The sequence below is a fragment of the Amycolatopsis balhimycina FH 1894 genome (assembly GCF_000384295.1).
Lineage (GTDB): Bacteria > Actinomycetota > Actinomycetes > Mycobacteriales > Pseudonocardiaceae > Amycolatopsis > Amycolatopsis balhimycina.
The window spans coordinates 890369-905846 of the sequence record NZ_KB913037.1; the positions used below are offsets into that span (position 1 = coordinate 890369).

13 protein-coding genes are annotated in these 15478 nt (G+C 72.0%); 5 read left to right on the forward strand and 8 right to left on the reverse strand.

Translation table 11 applies throughout. The annotated features are described in order from the left end of the window. Positions 1 to 57: 57 nt before the first annotated feature. Genes A3CE_RS0103185 through A3CE_RS0103205 form a run of 5 tightly spaced genes read right to left on the reverse strand, consistent with a single transcriptional unit; the run spans position 58 to position 3972 of the window. Complete coding sequence (locus A3CE_RS0103185; protein WP_020638618.1) at positions 58 to 1284, reverse strand: styrene monooxygenase/indole monooxygenase family protein; 1227 nt, start codon at positions 1282 to 1284, stop codon at positions 58 to 60. A gap of 16 nt (positions 1285 to 1300) precedes the next feature. Continuing rightward, entirely contained in the window at positions 1301 to 1927 is a 627-nt protein-coding gene (locus tag A3CE_RS0103190; protein ID WP_020638619.1) for a GTP-binding protein, read from the reverse strand. Beyond that, entirely contained in the window at positions 1902 to 2294 is a 393-nt protein-coding gene (locus A3CE_RS0103195) for a DUF742 domain-containing protein (RefSeq protein ID WP_026468090.1), read from the reverse strand. The genes A3CE_RS0103190 and A3CE_RS0103195 overlap by 26 nt, the downstream gene beginning before the upstream one ends. 8 nt (positions 2295 to 2302) lie before the next feature. Then, positions 2303 to 2740, reverse strand: coding sequence for a roadblock/LC7 domain-containing protein (locus A3CE_RS0103200; RefSeq protein ID WP_020638621.1), 438 nt, complete (start codon positions 2738 to 2740; stop codon positions 2303 to 2305). Then, positions 2737 to 3972, reverse strand: coding sequence for a sensor histidine kinase (locus A3CE_RS0103205; protein WP_020638622.1), 1236 nt, complete (start codon positions 3970 to 3972; stop codon positions 2737 to 2739). The genes A3CE_RS0103200 and A3CE_RS0103205 overlap by 4 nt, the downstream gene beginning before the upstream one ends. Before the next feature lie 322 nt (positions 3973 to 4294). Between A3CE_RS0103205 and A3CE_RS0103210 the strand changes: the two genes are divergently transcribed. Genes A3CE_RS0103210 through A3CE_RS0103225 form a run of 4 tightly spaced genes read left to right on the forward strand, consistent with a single transcriptional unit; the run spans position 4295 to position 9815 of the window. After that, the gene (locus A3CE_RS0103210) at positions 4295 to 4960 is read left to right on the forward strand and encodes a TetR/AcrR family transcriptional regulator (RefSeq protein ID WP_020638623.1); all 666 of its coding nucleotides are present in this window, start codon (positions 4295 to 4297) and stop codon (positions 4958 to 4960) included. After that, the gene (locus A3CE_RS0103215) at positions 4954 to 6687 is read left to right on the forward strand and encodes an ABC transporter ATP-binding protein (RefSeq protein ID WP_020638624.1); all 1734 of its coding nucleotides are present in this window, start codon (positions 4954 to 4956) and stop codon (positions 6685 to 6687) included. The genes A3CE_RS0103210 and A3CE_RS0103215 overlap by 7 nt, the downstream gene beginning before the upstream one ends. After that, entirely contained in the window at positions 6684 to 8693 is a 2010-nt protein-coding gene (locus tag A3CE_RS0103220) for an ABC transporter ATP-binding protein (RefSeq protein ID WP_020638625.1), read from the forward strand. Before A3CE_RS0103215 ends, A3CE_RS0103220 begins: the two co-directional genes overlap by 4 nt. A 54-nt stretch (positions 8694 to 8747) precedes the next feature. Further along, complete coding sequence (locus tag A3CE_RS0103225) at positions 8748 to 9815, forward strand: DNA polymerase ligase N-terminal domain-containing protein (protein ID WP_020638626.1); 1068 nt, start codon at positions 8748 to 8750, stop codon at positions 9813 to 9815. A 53-nt stretch (positions 9816 to 9868) separates the two neighbouring features. Here the strand turns inward: A3CE_RS0103225 and A3CE_RS0103230 are convergent, their stop codons facing one another. The 3 genes from A3CE_RS0103230 to A3CE_RS0103240 form a co-directional block, all read right to left on the reverse strand. Continuing rightward, a complete protein-coding gene (locus tag A3CE_RS0103230; protein ID WP_026468091.1) occupies positions 9869 to 10378 on the reverse strand; it encodes a hypothetical protein in 510 nt (169 codons plus the stop codon). Positions 10379 to 10477: 99 nt separating this feature from the next. Next, entirely contained in the window at positions 10478 to 13459 is a 2982-nt protein-coding gene (locus A3CE_RS0103235; RefSeq protein ID WP_245589416.1) for an AfsR/SARP family transcriptional regulator, read from the reverse strand. A 74-nt stretch (positions 13460 to 13533) separates the two neighbouring features. Further along, on the reverse strand, positions 13534 to 14238 hold the full coding sequence (locus tag A3CE_RS0103240; RefSeq protein WP_020638629.1) for a DJ-1/PfpI family protein: 705 nt from the start codon (positions 14236 to 14238) through the stop codon (positions 13534 to 13536). Positions 14239 to 14337: 99 nt separating this feature from the next. Here A3CE_RS0103240 and A3CE_RS0103245 point away from each other — a divergent pair, with 99 nt between their 5' ends. Continuing rightward, positions 14338 to 15315: a GlxA family transcriptional regulator gene (locus A3CE_RS0103245; protein WP_020638630.1), complete on the forward strand. Its 978-nt coding sequence runs from the start codon at positions 14338 to 14340 to the stop codon at positions 15313 to 15315. The last annotated feature ends 163 nt before the right edge of the window (positions 15316 to 15478 follow it).

Here is a 15478-nt window from a genome sequence, read left to right on the forward strand (position 1 = left end):
CTCGGTAACTACCGTAGCCCGAATCGTCCCTCCGCGACAGTGTGATCGCCCGGCGATCTAGACCTCTGCCAGGTATTTCTCCCAGCTCACCGGGTCCATGAACCAGTGCCGGAAGTCCGTCGGATCGGCGAATCCGTTGACGAACCGCCGGGCCACGGCCGGATTCTGCCCGGCGACCCCGAGGATCTGGAGCACGTGCGGGGGCGGCGGCAGGAGCAGCGCGTTGGTCCATTCGGTCACGTGCCGGGCGTACTCCCAGTAGCGCTCGAAGGTGGCGGCCATCCACGCCGCGTCGAACGGCCGGTCGCCGTGGGACAGGATCGCGTCCAGGTAGGTCGCCGCGCAATGGCTCGCGTTGTTCGAGCCCTGCCCGGTGATCGGGTCGTTGGCCACGACGACGTCGGCCATGCCCAGCACCCTCGCCCCGCCCGGCAGCGTCCCGACCGGGTTGCGGACCACCGGCGTGTACCCGCCGGCCAGCGTCGCTTTCGCGTCGGTCAGCTCCGCGTCGCGGCAGCGCTCGAACTCCCACGGCACGAACCGCCGCATCAGGTCGAGGACCCGCGTGAAGTGCTCGCCCGGGCCGGGCCGGTCGTCGAAGCAGTCCAGCGGCCCGCCGGGGACGCCTTCGAAGAACAGGATGTCGCAGTTCCCGCTCAGCGTGGACGCCGGGATCATGAACAGCTCGCCGACGCCGGGGACGATGTTGAACCGCACCCCCGGCTTGTCTGGGTGTTCCGGCCGCGGGCCGACGCCGTGGGCGTAGACCAGCGAAAGCGCGCGCATCGGCCGCGTGTACGGCGACCGCCCGGGCACGCGGTCGAACAGCTGGACCAGCTCGCCCTTGCCCGCCGAGATGATCACCAGGTCGAACAGCCGGGCCAGCGCGTCCAGCTCGGACGTCATCACGCCGTGAATGACGAGCTTGCCGCCGCGGTCTTCGAACAGCTCCAGCCAGCCCGCCATCTTCACCCGCTGGTCGACCGACTGCGCGGGGTGGTCCAGCTCGCCGAACCAGTCGAGCGCGCGGCCGCCGTCCGGCCCGGCCACCGAAATCCCGATGCCCTCGACGTCGACGGTCCCGGCCTCCCACAGGTTCAGCCCGAGGTCCCGTTCGTGCTGCAGGGCGTCGTGGAACATGCACTGCGTCGACATCACCCGCCCGCCCCGGATCTCCTCCGGTGTCCGCGCGGACATCACCGTGACGTCGTAGTCCTTCGCCTGCAGCCCGAGGGCCAGTTGCAGGCCGGACTGCCCGGCGCCGACGACCAGGACCTTGCGCATGGGGCTCGTCTCCTCCTCAGGCGTGCGGGGCGCTGACGGCGAGCTCGCGGCCGGCCGGGCCGGAAAGCACCGCGAGCGACAGCGTGTGACCGACCAGTTCGGTCAGGGTGGCGATCGTCGACGCGCGGTCCCGGGCATCGCAGGTGACCAGCGGGACCGCCGGGTCGAGGGCGAGGGCGTCGCGCACCTCTTCGAGGTCGTGCACCGGCTTGCCCTCGAACTGGTTGACCGCCACGACGAACGGCAGCTCGGAGTCGTTCTCGAAGTAGTTGATCGCGGCGAACGACTCGTCGATCCGACTGGTGTCGACCAGCACGACCGCGCCGAGCGCGCCGCGGCTCAGGTCGTCCCACAGGAACCAGAACCGCGCCTGCCCCGGCGTGCCGAACAGGTACAGCAGCAGGTCCGGGCGCAGGGTGATCCGGCCGAAGTCCATCGCGACCGTCGTGGTCGACTTGCCGCCGGGCGGGATCTCGTCGATGCCTTCGCCCGCTTCGGTCATCCACGCCTCGTTGCTCATCGGCGGCACTTCCGAGACCGCCCCGACGAACGTGGTCTTGCCGACACCGAAGCCCCCGGCGACGACGATCTTCGCGGAGATCGCCAGCAGATCGCCCTCAGGCGGGGAGCCGCTTGAGCCCATCAAGGATCCTCTCGAGCACGTTGGTGTCGTGGTGGTAGGCGTGCGCGGTCGGGTGGACGAAGACCGCGCCCTGGGAGGCGAGGTCGCCGATCAGCACCCGCACCACCCCGAGCGGCAGGTCCAGCCCGACCGACAGCTCGGCGACCGAGCACCGCGTCCTGGCGCGTTCGTAGAGCGAGCGCGACTCGGGCATGAGCGCGTCGCTCAGCGCGGGGTCGTACCGCGGCACCGAAACCAGCGTCTCCACCAGCAGCTGGTGGCGCGTGCTGGTACGGCCGCCGGTGAGCGCGTACGCCCGGATCCGGCGGCTGCGCCGCGGCAACGGGTCACCCGGACCGGGCACTGTGGACGGTTCGGACACGGACATCACCTCCTTCACGCCCGGGGCCGGCGCGCGGTCAGTACCTGCCGCAGCTCCGCGCGCACCTCGGGGGTGAGCGCGTGGCCGGCGTTGGTGATGAACTGGGTCATCTCGTAGGCGACCACCTTCATGTCCGCCTCACCCGAGGTCAGCACGGCGAGCCCGGCACCGGAACCCATGCCCATGAACAGGAAGTAGCCGTGGGTCAGCCGGATGATGATCTGCTCGCAGGTGCCCTTCCCGAACAGCGCCGCGCTGTTTCCGGCCAGCGAGAGCAGGCCGCTGGCGATCGCGGCCAGCTGCTCGGCCTCGGCCTCGGCGACCGAGTCCGACGCGGTGAGCGGGAAGCCGTCGACGCTCATGATCAGCGCGTGGCTGACGCCGTGGACCTTGCGCACGAAGTCGTCGAGCAGCCAGGCGAAATCCGCCGGGGCGGGGTGGGGAGCGCTCACGAGGTGGTTCCTCCGGGCGTTTCGTCCTGCTGGGTGCGGTTCTCCTCGAGCGCGGCTCGCTCGCCGTCGGCGAACGCGCCGAGGTCGGCGAGCAGCCGCTCGTGCCCGGAGGCGGAGGTGTCCGGCCCCGGCGGTGGCGGTGGTTCCGGCGCGGCGCCCCGGATGCTGCCGGGCACGCGGCGCGGCAGGCCGCTGGGCGTGGTCCCGCCGGCGGCCCGTTCGACCGGCCGGGGCCGCGGGCCGGGCTTGCGCGGCACCGCCGCCTCTCGCGGGAAGGTGCCCGGGCGGCGGCGCGGCAAGGCACCGACGGCGACCGGTTCGCCGCCAGCCCCCACCTTGACCGGCTCGAAGGTGACGGTCCGAGTGCCGGACCACGCGTGCTCGGCGAGTTCCGTGAGGATGCCGGTGGGCAGCAGCACCGTGGCCACGGTGCCGTGCGGGCTGCGCCGGTCGAGCCGCACGGTGACGCCGTGGCGGGCGGCGAGGCGGGCGACCACGGCGAGCCCCATGTGCCGCGCCGCGGCGTCGTCGAGGTCGCCGCCCGCGGCCAGCCGAGCGTTGAGGTCCCCGACCCGGTCGGCGGGGATGCCGATGCCCTCGTCCTCGATCCGGACGAGCACGCTGCCCTGCTCGGTCAGGTGGGCGCTGACGTGCACCGGCGAGCTGGGCGAGGACTGGTTGGCGGCGTTGTCGAACAGCTCCGCCAGCACCCGCCCGAGGTCTTCCGCGGCGAACCCGACGAGGCCGAGGTTCACCACCCGGCCGATGGTGATCCGGGCGTAATGGTTGATCGAGGACATCGCCTCGCGCATCAGGTCGAGCACCGACGTCGCGCGGGCGGCGTCGTCGGCGGTGTCCTGCCCGGCCAGCACGCGCAGGTTCTCGGCGTTGCGCCGCAGCCGCGTCGCGAGGTGGTCGAGCTGGTAGAGCTCGGCGAGGCGGTGGTGGTCCTCCTCCCCCGCCTCCAGTTCCTCCAGCCGCGCGAGGAGCTGGTCGAGGAGGTTGAGGTCACGCAGGGCGACGCTGGCGCAGATCTCGGCCAGCACGCCTTCGCCGGGCGGCGCCGCCACCGGCGCCGGCCGCGTCAGCTCCGCGAACGCCGGCCCCGCCGCGGGCGCGGCTGTGTACCCAGGATGCTTCGGCGGCGCGGTGAGGAACTGGGCGGCGGCGACCCGCGAGCGGTCCAGCAGGACGCGTGATCGATCCAGGAGTTCCCGGGCCCGGCTCGCCATGTGGTCCCACTTCTTCCTTGCTCAGAGTGCGAACTAACGACTGCGGTGCGCCGCTCCCCGGGCGGCGATGCCGGACATGCAAGCAGAAAGCTTCGTGGGATGTCCACAGCGGGTCTCCGCGCGATCGCTCCGCGTGATCGGATTTCCGGGCCATCACCGCTGGTGAGCGCAGGCGATTGGGCCATTCGGCTCATTTTTGCAAATTGCGGGTCGCAACACTGCGCACTCGACCGTCCACACCGCGGCGATGTCCGATTCGTCCCAACTTTGCGTGCCACGCACTTTTTTGCGGGGCACGCAAGTTTTTCGCTACACTCCGCTCATGCCACCGGAAGAACCCCCGAAGCTGACGCTGCGCGAGCGGAAGAAGCGCGAAGCCCGCCGGGCGATCGCGCAGGCCGCCCTGCAGCTCACGCTGGACCGCGGGCTGGAGAACGTCCGGGTGGAGGACATCGCCAAGGAAGTGGGCGTCTCCCCCCGCACATTCAACAACTACTTCTCCAGCAAGGAGCAGGCGGTCTGCGCGGTGGTCGTCGACCGGCACGAGGGCATGCGCGAAGCGCTGCTCGCCCGGCCGGACGGCGAGCCGCTCTGGGTGTCCGTCAAGCAGGCCGTGCTCGAGCAATATTCGCGTGAAGGCGAGCCGGATCGCGCGTATGTTGCGCGTATCCGGGAGCTGATGGGCCAGCTCATGCTGCGTGGCGAATTCCTGAACGCCCACGCGGCGGTCGAGCGGGTCCTCGCCGAAACGATCGCGAAACGGGTGGGCGGTGTGGACCACCTGCTGTGCCGGCTGATGGCCTCCTCGGTGGAAAGCGCTGTCCGCGTAGCCTTCGTCAACTGGTTCACGACCGAAGGTGAACCGCTCCTGCCAACCCTCGAGCGGTTGCTGGACGAGCTGGCCGCCGGGATGCCGACCCTGACCGGTGGCACCGCATCCGAACCCGAACCGAACACCACCACTCCACTGGGGGAATCGTTGTGCTAGTCAAGCTCCTGCGCAGCCATCTGCGCCCGTACCGGGGCACGCTGTGGGTGATCGTCCTGCTTCAGCTCGTGCAGACGATCGCCATGCTCTACCTGCCGACGCTGAACGCCGACATCGTCGACAACGGCCTGATCAAGGGCGACATGGCCTACATCCTGCGGGTCGGCGCGATGATGCTCGCCGTCACGCTGGCCCAGATCGTCGGCTCGATCGGCGCGGTGTACTTCGGCGCCCGCACGGCGATGGCGATCGGGCGTGACATCCGCGCCGGGGTCTTCCACCGCGTGCAGGACTTCTCGGCCCGCGAGGTCGGCCAGTTCGGCACGCCGACGCTGATCACCCGCACCACCAACGACGTCCAGCAGGTCCAGATGCTGGTCCTGATGACGCTGACGCTGATGGTGTCGGCGCCGATCATGTGCATCGGCGGCATCATCCTGGCGCTGAACCTCGACGTCCCGCTGTCGTCGCTGCTGCTGGTCATCGTGCCGGTGCTGGCGGTCGCGGTCGGCACGATCATCGCCAAGATGCGCCCGGCGTTCCGGCTGATGCAGGAGCGCATCGACCGGATCAACCAGATCATGCGCGAGCAGATCATGGGCATCCGCGTGATCCGCGCGTTCGTCCGCGACCACCACGAGCGGCAACGCTTCGACGTCGCCAACGACGAGCTGCTGACCGTGTCGCTGCGGGTCGGCCGGCTGATGGCGCTGATGTTCCCGATCGTGATGCTGGTGATGAACGCCTCCAGCGTCGCGGTGCTGTGGTTCGGCGGGCAGCGCATCGACTCCGGCAGCATGCACATCGGCGCCCTGACGGCGTTCCTGTCCTACCTGCTGCAGATCCTGATGGCCGTCATGATGGCCACCTTCATGTTCATGATGGTGCCGCGCGCGGAGGTCAGCGCCGAGCGGATCAGCGAGGTGCTGGACACCGAGTCGAGCGTCCGCCCGCCGGTGTCGCCGATCCGCCCGGGCGCGGTGCACGGGCACCTGGAGCTCTCCGGCGTCGAATTCCGCTACCCCGGCGCGGAAAAGCCGGTGCTGTGCGACATTTCGCTGATCGGGCGGCCGGGTGAGACCACCGCCGTGATCGGGTCGACCGGTACCGGCAAGACCACGCTGCTCCACCTGATCCCCCGGCTGATGGACGCCACCGCCGGCACGGTGAAGGTCGACGGCGTCGACGTGCGCGACCTCGACCCGACGGTGCTCGCCCGCGCGGTCGGGCTGGTGCCGCAGAAGCCGTACCTGTTCGCCGGCACGGTGGCGAGCAACCTGCGCTACGGCAATCCGGACGCGACCGACGAAGAGCTGTGGCACGCGCTGGAAGTGGCGCAGGGCAAGGACTTCGTCGAAGCGATGTCCGAGGGCCTGGACGCGCCGATCGCGCAGGGCGGCACGAACGTCTCGGGCGGCCAGCGGCAGCGGCTCGCGATCGCGCGGATGCTGGTGCACAAGCCGGAGATCTACCTGTTCGACGACTCGTTCTCCGCGCTCGACTACGCGACCGACGCGGCCCTGCGCCGCGCGCTCGTCTCCGAAACCGCCGACGCGACGGTGGTCATCGTCGCGCAGCGGGTCAGCACCATCCGCAACGCCGACCGCATCATCGTCCTCGACGAAGGCCGCGTCGTCGGCACCGGCACCCACCACGAACTGTTCGACGGCAACGAAACCTATCGCGAGATCGTGCTGTCGCAGCTCACCGAGCAGGAGGCGGCATGAGCACCACGGAATCGACCGGTGCCGCCGTCACCGAGGCCGGGGAACGGCCGGCCGCGCAGCGGCACAAGAACACCGGGGCCGTGGCCGGACCGGCCGCCCGCTTCATGGGCGGCGGCGCGCCGCCGGAGAAAGCCCTCGACTTCAAGGGCTCGCTGAAGCGCCTGCTGCAGCTGCTCAGACCGCAACGGGCCGCCCTGATCGGCGTCCTCGTGCTCGGCGCGGTCAGCGTCGCGCTGACCGTGATCGGGCCGAAGATCCTCGGCCAGGCCACCGACGCCATCCTCGCCGGCGTGCTCGGCAAGCAGGTGCCCCCGGGTGTCACCAAGGAGCAGATCGTCGCCGGGCTGCGGGCGCGCGGCGAAAACACGCTCGCCGACATCTACGGCCACGTCGACCTCGTGCCCGGCGTGGGCATCGACTTCGACAAGGTCGGGCAGATCCTGCTGACGGTGATGGCGCTGTTCATCATCTCGTCGTTCTTCGGGCTGATCCAGGCCAGGCTGACGACGACGCTGGTGCAGCAGGCGGTGTACCGGCTGCGTCAGGAGGTCGAGGCGAAGTTCGCGCGGCTGCCGCTGAAGTACTTCGACCGCCAGCCGCGCGGCGAGGTGCTGTCGCGGGTCACCAACGACATCGACAACCTGGCGCAGTCGCTGCAGCAGACGCTGTCGCAGGTCGTCTCCTCGCTGCTGACCGTCATCGGCGTGCTGATCATGATGTTCCTGATCTCGCCGCTGCTGGCGCTGATCGCGCTGCTGACCGTGCCGCTGTCGGCGGTCATCGCGGCGAAGATCGGGAAGCGGGCGCAGCCGAACTTCATCAAGCAGTGGTCGACGACCGGGAAGCTCAACGCGCACGTCGAGGAGATGTACACCGGGCACGCGCTGGTCAAGGTGTTCGGCCGCCGCGACGAGTCCGGGGCGATCTTCGACAAGCAGAACGAAACGCTGTACGAGGCGAGCTTCCGGGCGCAGTTCATCTCCGGGATGATCCAGCCGGCGATGATGTTCATCGGCAACCTCAGCTACGTGCTGGTGGCCGTGATCGGCGCGCTCCGCGTCGCGTCGGGCAACCTCAGCCTCGGCGAGGTGCAGGCGTTCATCCAGTACTCACGCCAGTTCAGCCAGCCGGTGACGCAGATCGCCAGCATGGCGAACCTGCTGCAGTCCGGCGTCGCTTCGGCCGAGCGGGTGTTCGCCCTGCTCGACGCCGAAGAGCAGGGGCCGGAGCCCTCGGACCCCGAGCGGCCGTCCGTGATCCGCGGGCGGGTCGAGTTCCAGGACGTCTCCTTCCGCTACCACGCGGACAAGCCGCTGATCGAAGACCTCTCGCTGACCGTCGAACCCGGTCAGACGGTCGCGATCGTCGGCCCGACCGGGGCGGGGAAGACGACGCTGGTCAACCTGCTCATGCGGTTCTACGAGCTCGACAGCGGGCGGATCACGCTCGACGGCGTCGACATCGCGAAGATGAACCGCGAGGAACTGCGCGACCAGACCGGCATGGTGCTGCAGGACGCGTGGCTGTTCGGCGGCACGATCGCGGAGAACATCGCCTACGGCGCGGACGACCCGGGCCGCGAGGAGATCGTCGAAGCGGCGCAGGCGACCTACGTCGACCGCTTCGTCCGCACCCTGCCGGACGGGTACGAGACGGTGCTCGACGACGAAGGCGGCACGGTCAGCGCGGGCGAAAAGCAGCTGATCACGGTGGCGCGGGCGTTCCTGGCCAAGCCGGCCATCCTCATCCTGGACGAGGCGACCAGCTCGGTCGACACCCGCACCGAGGTGCTCATCCAGCGGGCGATGAACTCGCTGCGCAGCGGGCGCACGAGCTTCGTCATCGCCCACCGCCTGTCGACGATCCGCGACGCGGACGTCATCCTGGTGATGGAGCACGGCCGGATCGTCGAACAGGGCGACCACGAAACGCTGCTGGGCAGCGGTGGCGCCTACGCGCGGCTGTACGCGGCCCAGTTCGCCGAAGCCATGGCGGAAACGGACTGACGTCGTCCCCCGGTACCCTGGAAGCTCCCGAGCCGAAGGGGTACTGGGGCGGCGATGGCCGACAGACTCGAGGAATACCGCGCCAAGCGAAGCCGCGACCGCACGAACGAGCCTTGGCCCGGCGGGCCGCCGCAGCCGGGGGACGACGACCTCTTCGTCATCCAGGAACACCACGCGACCCGGCTGCACTGGGACTTCCGGCTGGAGCGCGACGGCGTGCTCGTGTCGTGGGCCGTGCCGAAGGGCCTGCCGCTCTCCCCCGGCGTGCCGCGGCTCGCCGTGCACACCGAAGACCACCCCCTGGAGTACCTGACCTTCGAGGGCGAGATCCCGGCCGGCGAGTACGGCGGCGGCCGGATGACCGTGTGGGACACCGGGAAGTACGAAGCCCTGCACTGGAACGACCACAAGGTCGAGGTCGTCTTCCACGGCGAACGCGCGCGGGGCAAGTACCTGTTCCTCAACCGGCACGACGAAGACGGCCGCGACTGGACGCTCCGGCGGCTCGACCCCGCCGAGCCGGGACACCAGGACGCGCCCGAGTTCCTGGAGCCGATGACGGCGGTGCCGGGTGACCTGCCGCCCGACGACGACGCCTGGGCCTACGAGTTCGCCTGGGGCGGCCTGCGCACGATGCTGCTGGTCTGCGGTGGCCGCGTCACCGCGCACGACGAAACCGGCGCCGACGTCACCGGCCGCTACCCCGAGCTGCACAAGCTGGGCGAGCAGTTCGGGTCCACGGAAGTGCTGCTGGACGGCGAAGTCGTCGTGGTGAAGGACGGCAAGCCCCACCCCGGCGGCCTCGAAGAACGCCGCCGGGCCGACGGCTCAGCCGCCAAACGGCTCACCGCCCGCTGCCCGGTCTTCTACTTCGCCTCCGACGTCCTGCACCTCGACGGCAAGGCGACCCTCGACCTGCCCTACACCGCCCGCCGGGAACTCCTGGACGACCTCGGGGTGGCCGACCGGCACTGGCAGGTGCCGCGCTACTACCTGGGCGGCGGGGAGGCCGTCGCCGGGGCCAGCCGGCAACACGGGCTGCCCGGCGTCGTCGCGAAACGGGCGGACAGCCCGTACCGGCCCGGCGACGGCTCCGGCGACTGGGTGCTGATCGAAAACTGAACGCGGCCGGGGACTGTCCGCCGCCCTCGATGCGGGCAGGCCCCGGCCGGCGGTCAGCAGCCGCAGGTGTAGTACGTGATGTCCCAGTGGTTGCCCTCGTCGGCGTAGAGGTTGCCCGACCCGGCCTGCCACTGCGGATAGCCGTCGGCGCGCAGGCCGATGTAGGTGAAGGTGCCCTTGATGTAGCCGTCGAGACAGCTGTTGTGCGCGGTGTCCACCTTGTAGCCGTTCCAGTGGCTGTAGGTGCTCGTCGCGTGCCCGGTCTCGGTGCCCCCGGTGATGTTGAGCGCGCAGCCACCGGCCCGCTTCAGCGTGATCACGCCGTCGACCGTGCTCTGGTTGATCTGCTCGAAGGACGTGCAGTCGGGGTTGTTGCGGTCCGTGCAGTTCCCGCTCGACGAGTACGTCACCCCGGCGGCGGACAGCTGCGACACGGCTTGCGCGTGCGTGAGCTTGGTGACCTCGACACTCGCCGCGGCGGTGCCGATGGTCGCGAACAACACGGTCGCGGCCGAAGCGGTCAGCCCCAGACCCGCCCGTGCCAGCATCCGTTGTCCTCGCATGGCTTGTCTCCCTCAGTACGGCAATCCGACAACGGCAGCCAAATCGGGAGGGCCATAACTTCGCCAAACGCCGGGGCCGTGCGGGAGCCGGGGAGCGCGTCAGATCTTGATCTTCGTCAAGACTTCACGAGTCCGGTCACGAGCCGGAGATTCACTGGTGACGGCGTTGAGCTCCCGCAGCGCGCGCAGCTCCCACAGCGGGAACCCCAGCTCGCGGAACAGGTCGGCCGACGTCCCCAGGAGCCGCGCGGCCTCGGGCCCGGCGCCCTCGTCCGCCTGCGTCCGGCCCAGGCCGAGCAGGGCGTACCCGGCGCCGCGGCGGTCGCCCAGCTCCCGGAACACGCCCAGCGCCGTCCGCAGGTGCCGCCGCGCGCCGGCCGGGTCGCCCGCGCGGCGGCGGGCCTCGGCCAGGCTGCGGTGGGTGTAGGCGGCGGCGTGCCGGTGCCCGATCTCCTCGAACAGCGCCAGCGACCGGGTCAGGCGGCGGTGCGCGTCGGCGAGTTCCCCGGCCTCGGCGTGCAGGTCGCCGAGGCTGCGCAGGACGTGCGCCTCCCAGTGCCGCTCGCCGGTGCGGACGGCCCCGCCGAGCGCGCCGGCGAGCAGATCGCCCGCCTGGTCGGCTTCGCCTTGGCGGCGCAGGACGTCGGCGTAGCGCTTCGCGGCCTGGTCGTGCCCGCGGCCGTCGTCGCATTCCCGGGCGAGCAGCATGCTCACCTCGAAGCTCTCGACCGCGCGCCGCACGTCGCCGACGTCCTCGGCCAGCGAACCCAGCTGCGCCGCCGCGGCCGCCTGCCCACGGCGGTCACCGCAGTCGCGCAGTAGGTCGATGGCTTCCCGCAGCTGGGCCTCGGCGGTGCGCGGATCGCCGTCGTCGAGGTGGATGTCGGCGAGCGCGGCCAGCACCGCGCCGGTGCCCCGCGGGTCCTCCAGCAGGCGGTAGCGGTGCTCGGCCATGACGAAGTACTTCCGCGCCTGCTGCCAGCGGCCGTGCTGCCAGTGCACCGAACCGAGGTCGAAGAGCTTCTCCGCCTCCGCGTGGGGGTCGCGGCGGCGCCGGGCCGCGGCCAGCCCGAGGACCGAGACGGCGCGGGCGGCGTGGCCGAGCCACGGCGTGCCCGCCAGCGCGGTGCAGGCGTCGGCGAGCTGCCCGGTCAGCTCGTGCCAGCCGTGCGCGCCCGCCAGCCGGACCGCCGCGGCGAGGTGCCCGGTCTCCTCGGCCGTCCAGCCCGCCGGGTCGGCCGTGACCCGGCGCAGCGCCGCCGGATCCGGCTTCCGCGAGCCGGGTGCCGGACGGCCCCTGACGTGTTCGGCGAGCGCCAGCGCGACCTCGCACGCACGGCGCAGCGCGCCCTCGTCGTGCCGCGCCGGGGCGCTCTCGGCCAGCACGAGCCGGGCGAACGGGTGGACCGCCCACCGCGTCCCGGCGGGGGTCAGCAGGTGCGCGGCGGCCAGCGCGTCGAGCCGGTCGCGGGCCTCGTCCAGTGGCCGGTCGAGCAGCGCGGCCGCGCACCAGTCCGGGACTGGTCCGGCGAACGCGGCGAGCAGCCGCAGCAGCGACACCTCGGAGGCGGATCGTTCCCGCAGCGCCGACGTCACCGCGGCCCGGACGCCGAGGTCGCCCGCGGTCAGCTCGTCGAGCCTGCGGCGGTCGTCGGCGAGACGTGCGGCGAGTTCGGCGACGCGCCGGTCCGGCCGCGCCGCGAGCTTCACCCCGGCGATCCGGACGGCGAGCGCGAGCCCGGCGCAGCGCCCGAGAAGCCGTTGTGTGGCTTCGGGTTCCGCGCGCAGCCGCGGCTCCCCCGCGATGGCCGCGAGCAGCGCCCACGCGTCCTTTGTGGATAGTTCGGCGACCGGAACCGGGCGCGCGCCGCACAACCCGGGGAGCGAACGGCGCGCGGTGACCAGCGTGGCGCAGCCGGGCCCGCTCGGCAGCAGGGCGCGCACCTGCGTCTCGGACGCGGCGTCCTCCAGGAGCACCAGCAGCCGCCGGTCGGCGGTGTAGCTGCGCCAGAGCCCGGTCAGCCCGGCGCGGTCGGCCAGCTCCGCGGGCGTCGCCCCGAGCAGGCGCAGGAACCCGGTCAGCACGGCGGCCGGGTCGGCGGGCGTCCCGTCGGGGCCGCGCAGCGACGCGGCCAGCTGGCCGTCCGGGAACCGGCGGCGAGCCCGCCACGCGGCTTGGACGGCCAGCGCGGACTTCCCGCTCCCGGCGGCCCCGTGCAGCACGACCGGAGCCGGGCCGCGCAGGGCACGGGCGACGTCGGCGAGCTCGGCCGCGCGCCCGGTGAAGTCGGGGACCGCGGGCGGAAGCTGGGCGGGCGGCCCGGGTGTCGTCCACTCCGTGCCGGCGATCCGGCGGTACACCGCGACGAGGTCCGCGCCCGGCCACACACCCGCCTCTTCCCAGAGCGCCCGCCGGGTCCGGCGGAGCACCTCCAGTGCCGATTCGCGGCGGCCGACGGCACCCAGCGCGGACGCGAGCCGGGCGGCGAACCGCTCGTCGGCGGGGCGGGCCGCGACGACCGGGTCGAGCCGCTCGACCACGGACCGGCCGTCCCCGTCGGCCAGCTCCAGCTCGACCAGCTGCAGCAGCGCCGCCGACCGCCGGTCCTCCAGCCACAGCTTGTGCGCCTCGAGCAGCGGCCCGCCCGCGACGTCGGCGAACGCGTCGCCCCGCCAGCACGCCAGGGCCCGTTCGAGCGCGCGGCGGCGCTGCGCGCGGTCGTCGGCACCGGCCGACAGCAGCGTCAGGAAGTCGTCCGCGTCCAGCTCCCCCGGCTCGACGGCCAGCGCGTAGCCCCGCGGCCCGGACCGCAGGCGCTGCCCGGCCTCGGCGGCGCCCAGGCCGGGCGAGAGCGTCTTGCGCAGCTTCGACACGGTGACCTGCACGATCGCCGCCGCGCTCGCCGGCGCGCCGTCGGGCCACAGCTCGTCGACCAGGGTGTCGCGACCGACGAACTGGCCGGCCTGGGCGAGGAGGACGGCGAGCAGCCGCCGCGGCTGAGCCGCCGACGGCAACGCGACGGTGGCCGTCATCGGACCGAGGACCTGGAACCGCACGGCTACCCCCACCCGCGAGATCACCTGATCGAGCGAATTGAATCTAGCCGCCCAGGCGGTCCGGGGAAGCCCGCTCACCCGGATGGCCGAGGTCGATCTCAGGCGTGCGCGAGCAGTTTCCCCATCAGCGCCGGGTTCCCGGCCAGCCCTTCGCGCAGGGTGTGCTCACGCAACGGCTTCAGGTCGCCGTACGGCTGGTTCGCCCAGTCCAGGCCGCCCTGCGGCGGCTCGGGGTCGTACTCGATGGCGAACTGGATGTTCGTCGCCAGCTGCCGTCCGGCCAGCCGTTCCACCAGGTGCAGCGCCAGGTCGATGCCCGCCGAGACACCCGCCGCGGTGATCAGCGAGCCGTCCTCGACCCAGCGCTCGGCCACCGGCGTCGCGCCGAGCCCGGTCAGCAGGTCGCGGAACATCCAGTGCGTCGTCGCGCGCTTGCCCTCCAGGAGACCCGCGGCGCCGAGGATCAGCGAGCCGGTGCAGACCGACGTCACCAGTTCGGCGCTCGCCGCCGCGGTACGCAGCCACGCGAGGAGCGTTTCGTCGGACATCGCGCGCAGCGTCGGCACGGTGCCGCCGGGCACCAGCACCGCGAACGGCGACGGCACCTCGTCGAACGTGTGGCTCGGGGCGATCCGGAGCGGGGTGTCGGTGCCGACGGTGTCCGTGGTGGCCCCCACCACGACGGTCCGGTAGCCGCGGTCGAACTGGGCCAATGCGCTGAGCACCTGCAGCGGGCCCACCAGGTCCAGGGGCGTCAGCCCGGGGTAAACGACGAAGGCGATGGTCTTCCGCTCATCGGTCATGCCGCTCAGCCTGGCGGGATCTCGAGGGTGCGCGTGGCCGCGATGTCCGAAATCCTGCGAACCGCGTCCGAGTGCCGGTCCGGCTGCTAACGTTCGATCATGCCAGGCTCACCCAGACGGGTCGCGATCGTCGGCTACGCCGACGCCGAGCTGCTGGACATCGCCTGCCCCGCCGATGTGTTCGACGCCGCCAACCGGCTCGGCGCGCGGCCGCCGTACGAGCTGCGGCTCGCCTCGGTCGACGGCCGGGGCATCAGCACCAGCTCCGGCCTGACGCTGCAACCGCACCTGCGCCTGGACCAGGTCGCCGGGGACCTCGACACGCTCGTCGTCGCGGGCGGCTGGGGCAGCACGGCCGCCGCGGCCGACGAACGCGTCCTCGCCCACGTCCGGCGGCTCGCGCGCTCCAGCCGCCGGGTCGCGTCGGTCTGCACGGGCGCCGAGGTGCTCGCCGCGGCCGGGCTGCTCAACGGCCGCCGCGCGACGACGCACTGGCGCTACGCCGCGCGGCTGGCCCGGGACTACCCGGCGGTGACGGTGGATCCCGTGCCGTTGTACATCCGGCACGGCAACGTCTACACGGCGGCGGGCGTGACGAGCGGGCTCGACCTGACGCTGTCGCTGGTGGAAGCCGACCACGGCCCGTCGCTGGCCCGCGAGGCCGCCCGCGCGCTGGTCACCTACCTGCAGCGGCCCGGCAACCAGGCGCAGGTCAGCCTCTTCCTGACCGGGCCGCCGCCGGAACACCCCGAGGTCCGCGACCTCACCGCGTACATCACCGAGCACCTCGACGCCGACCTCGGCACGCCGGCGCTGGCCGCCCGCGCGGGGATCGGCACCCGCCAGCTCACCCGGCTCTTCGACGCCCACCTCGGCACCACCCCGGGCAAGTACGTCCGCACGATCCGCACCGAGCAAGCGGCCCGCCTGCTGTCCGGCACCGACCTGCCGCTGGCCACGATCGCCCGCCGCTGCGGCTTCGGCTCGACGGAAACGTTGCGCCAAGCCTTCCTGGACCACTTCGACACCCCGCCGTCGGCCTACCGCCGCGTCCACCTCCGCCAGTCCCCCACCTGACCCCGTGTCGTCCCTCCCATCACGCGAGTTACGCGCCCAATCACGCGAGATACGCCGCTGATCACGCGAGATCGTCGTACCGGAACGGCGAACTCGCGTGATTGAAGAGCCGACTCGCGTGATCGGAGGGACGACACGGCGCATCCGGACGAACCGGGCCGTC

What these genes read in the sequence shown, in the direction of transcription:
- A3CE_RS0103185 (WP_020638618.1), bottom strand. Translation starts at nt 1,284, where the DNA reads ATGCGCAAGGTCCTGGTCGTCGGCGCCGGGCAGTCCGGCCTGCAACTG.
- A3CE_RS0103190 (WP_020638619.1), bottom strand. Translation starts at nt 1,927, where the DNA reads ATGGGCTCAAGCGGCTCCCCGCCTGAGGGCGATCTGCTGGCGATCTCC.
- A3CE_RS0103195 (WP_026468090.1), bottom strand. Translation starts at nt 2,294, where the DNA reads ATGTCCGTGTCCGAACCGTCCACAGTGCCCGGTCCGGGTGACCCGTTG.
- A3CE_RS0103205 (WP_020638622.1), bottom strand. Translation starts at nt 3,972, where the DNA reads ATGGCGAGCCGGGCCCGGGAACTCCTGGATCGATCACGCGTCCTGCTG.
- A3CE_RS0103210 (WP_020638623.1), top strand. Translation starts at nt 4,295, where the DNA reads ATGCCACCGGAAGAACCCCCGAAGCTGACGCTGCGCGAGCGGAAGAAG.
- A3CE_RS0103220 (WP_020638625.1), top strand. Translation starts at nt 6,684, where the DNA reads ATGAGCACCACGGAATCGACCGGTGCCGCCGTCACCGAGGCCGGGGAA.
- A3CE_RS0103225 (WP_020638626.1), top strand. Translation starts at nt 8,748, where the DNA reads ATGGCCGACAGACTCGAGGAATACCGCGCCAAGCGAAGCCGCGACCGC.
- A3CE_RS0103230 (WP_026468091.1), bottom strand. Translation starts at nt 10,378, where the DNA reads ATGCGAGGACAACGGATGCTGGCACGGGCGGGTCTGGGGCTGACCGCT.
- A3CE_RS0103240 (WP_020638629.1), bottom strand. Translation starts at nt 14,238, where the DNA reads ATGACCGATGAGCGGAAGACCATCGCCTTCGTCGTTTACCCCGGGCTG.
- A3CE_RS0103245 (WP_020638630.1), top strand. Translation starts at nt 14,338, where the DNA reads ATGCCAGGCTCACCCAGACGGGTCGCGATCGTCGGCTACGCCGACGCC.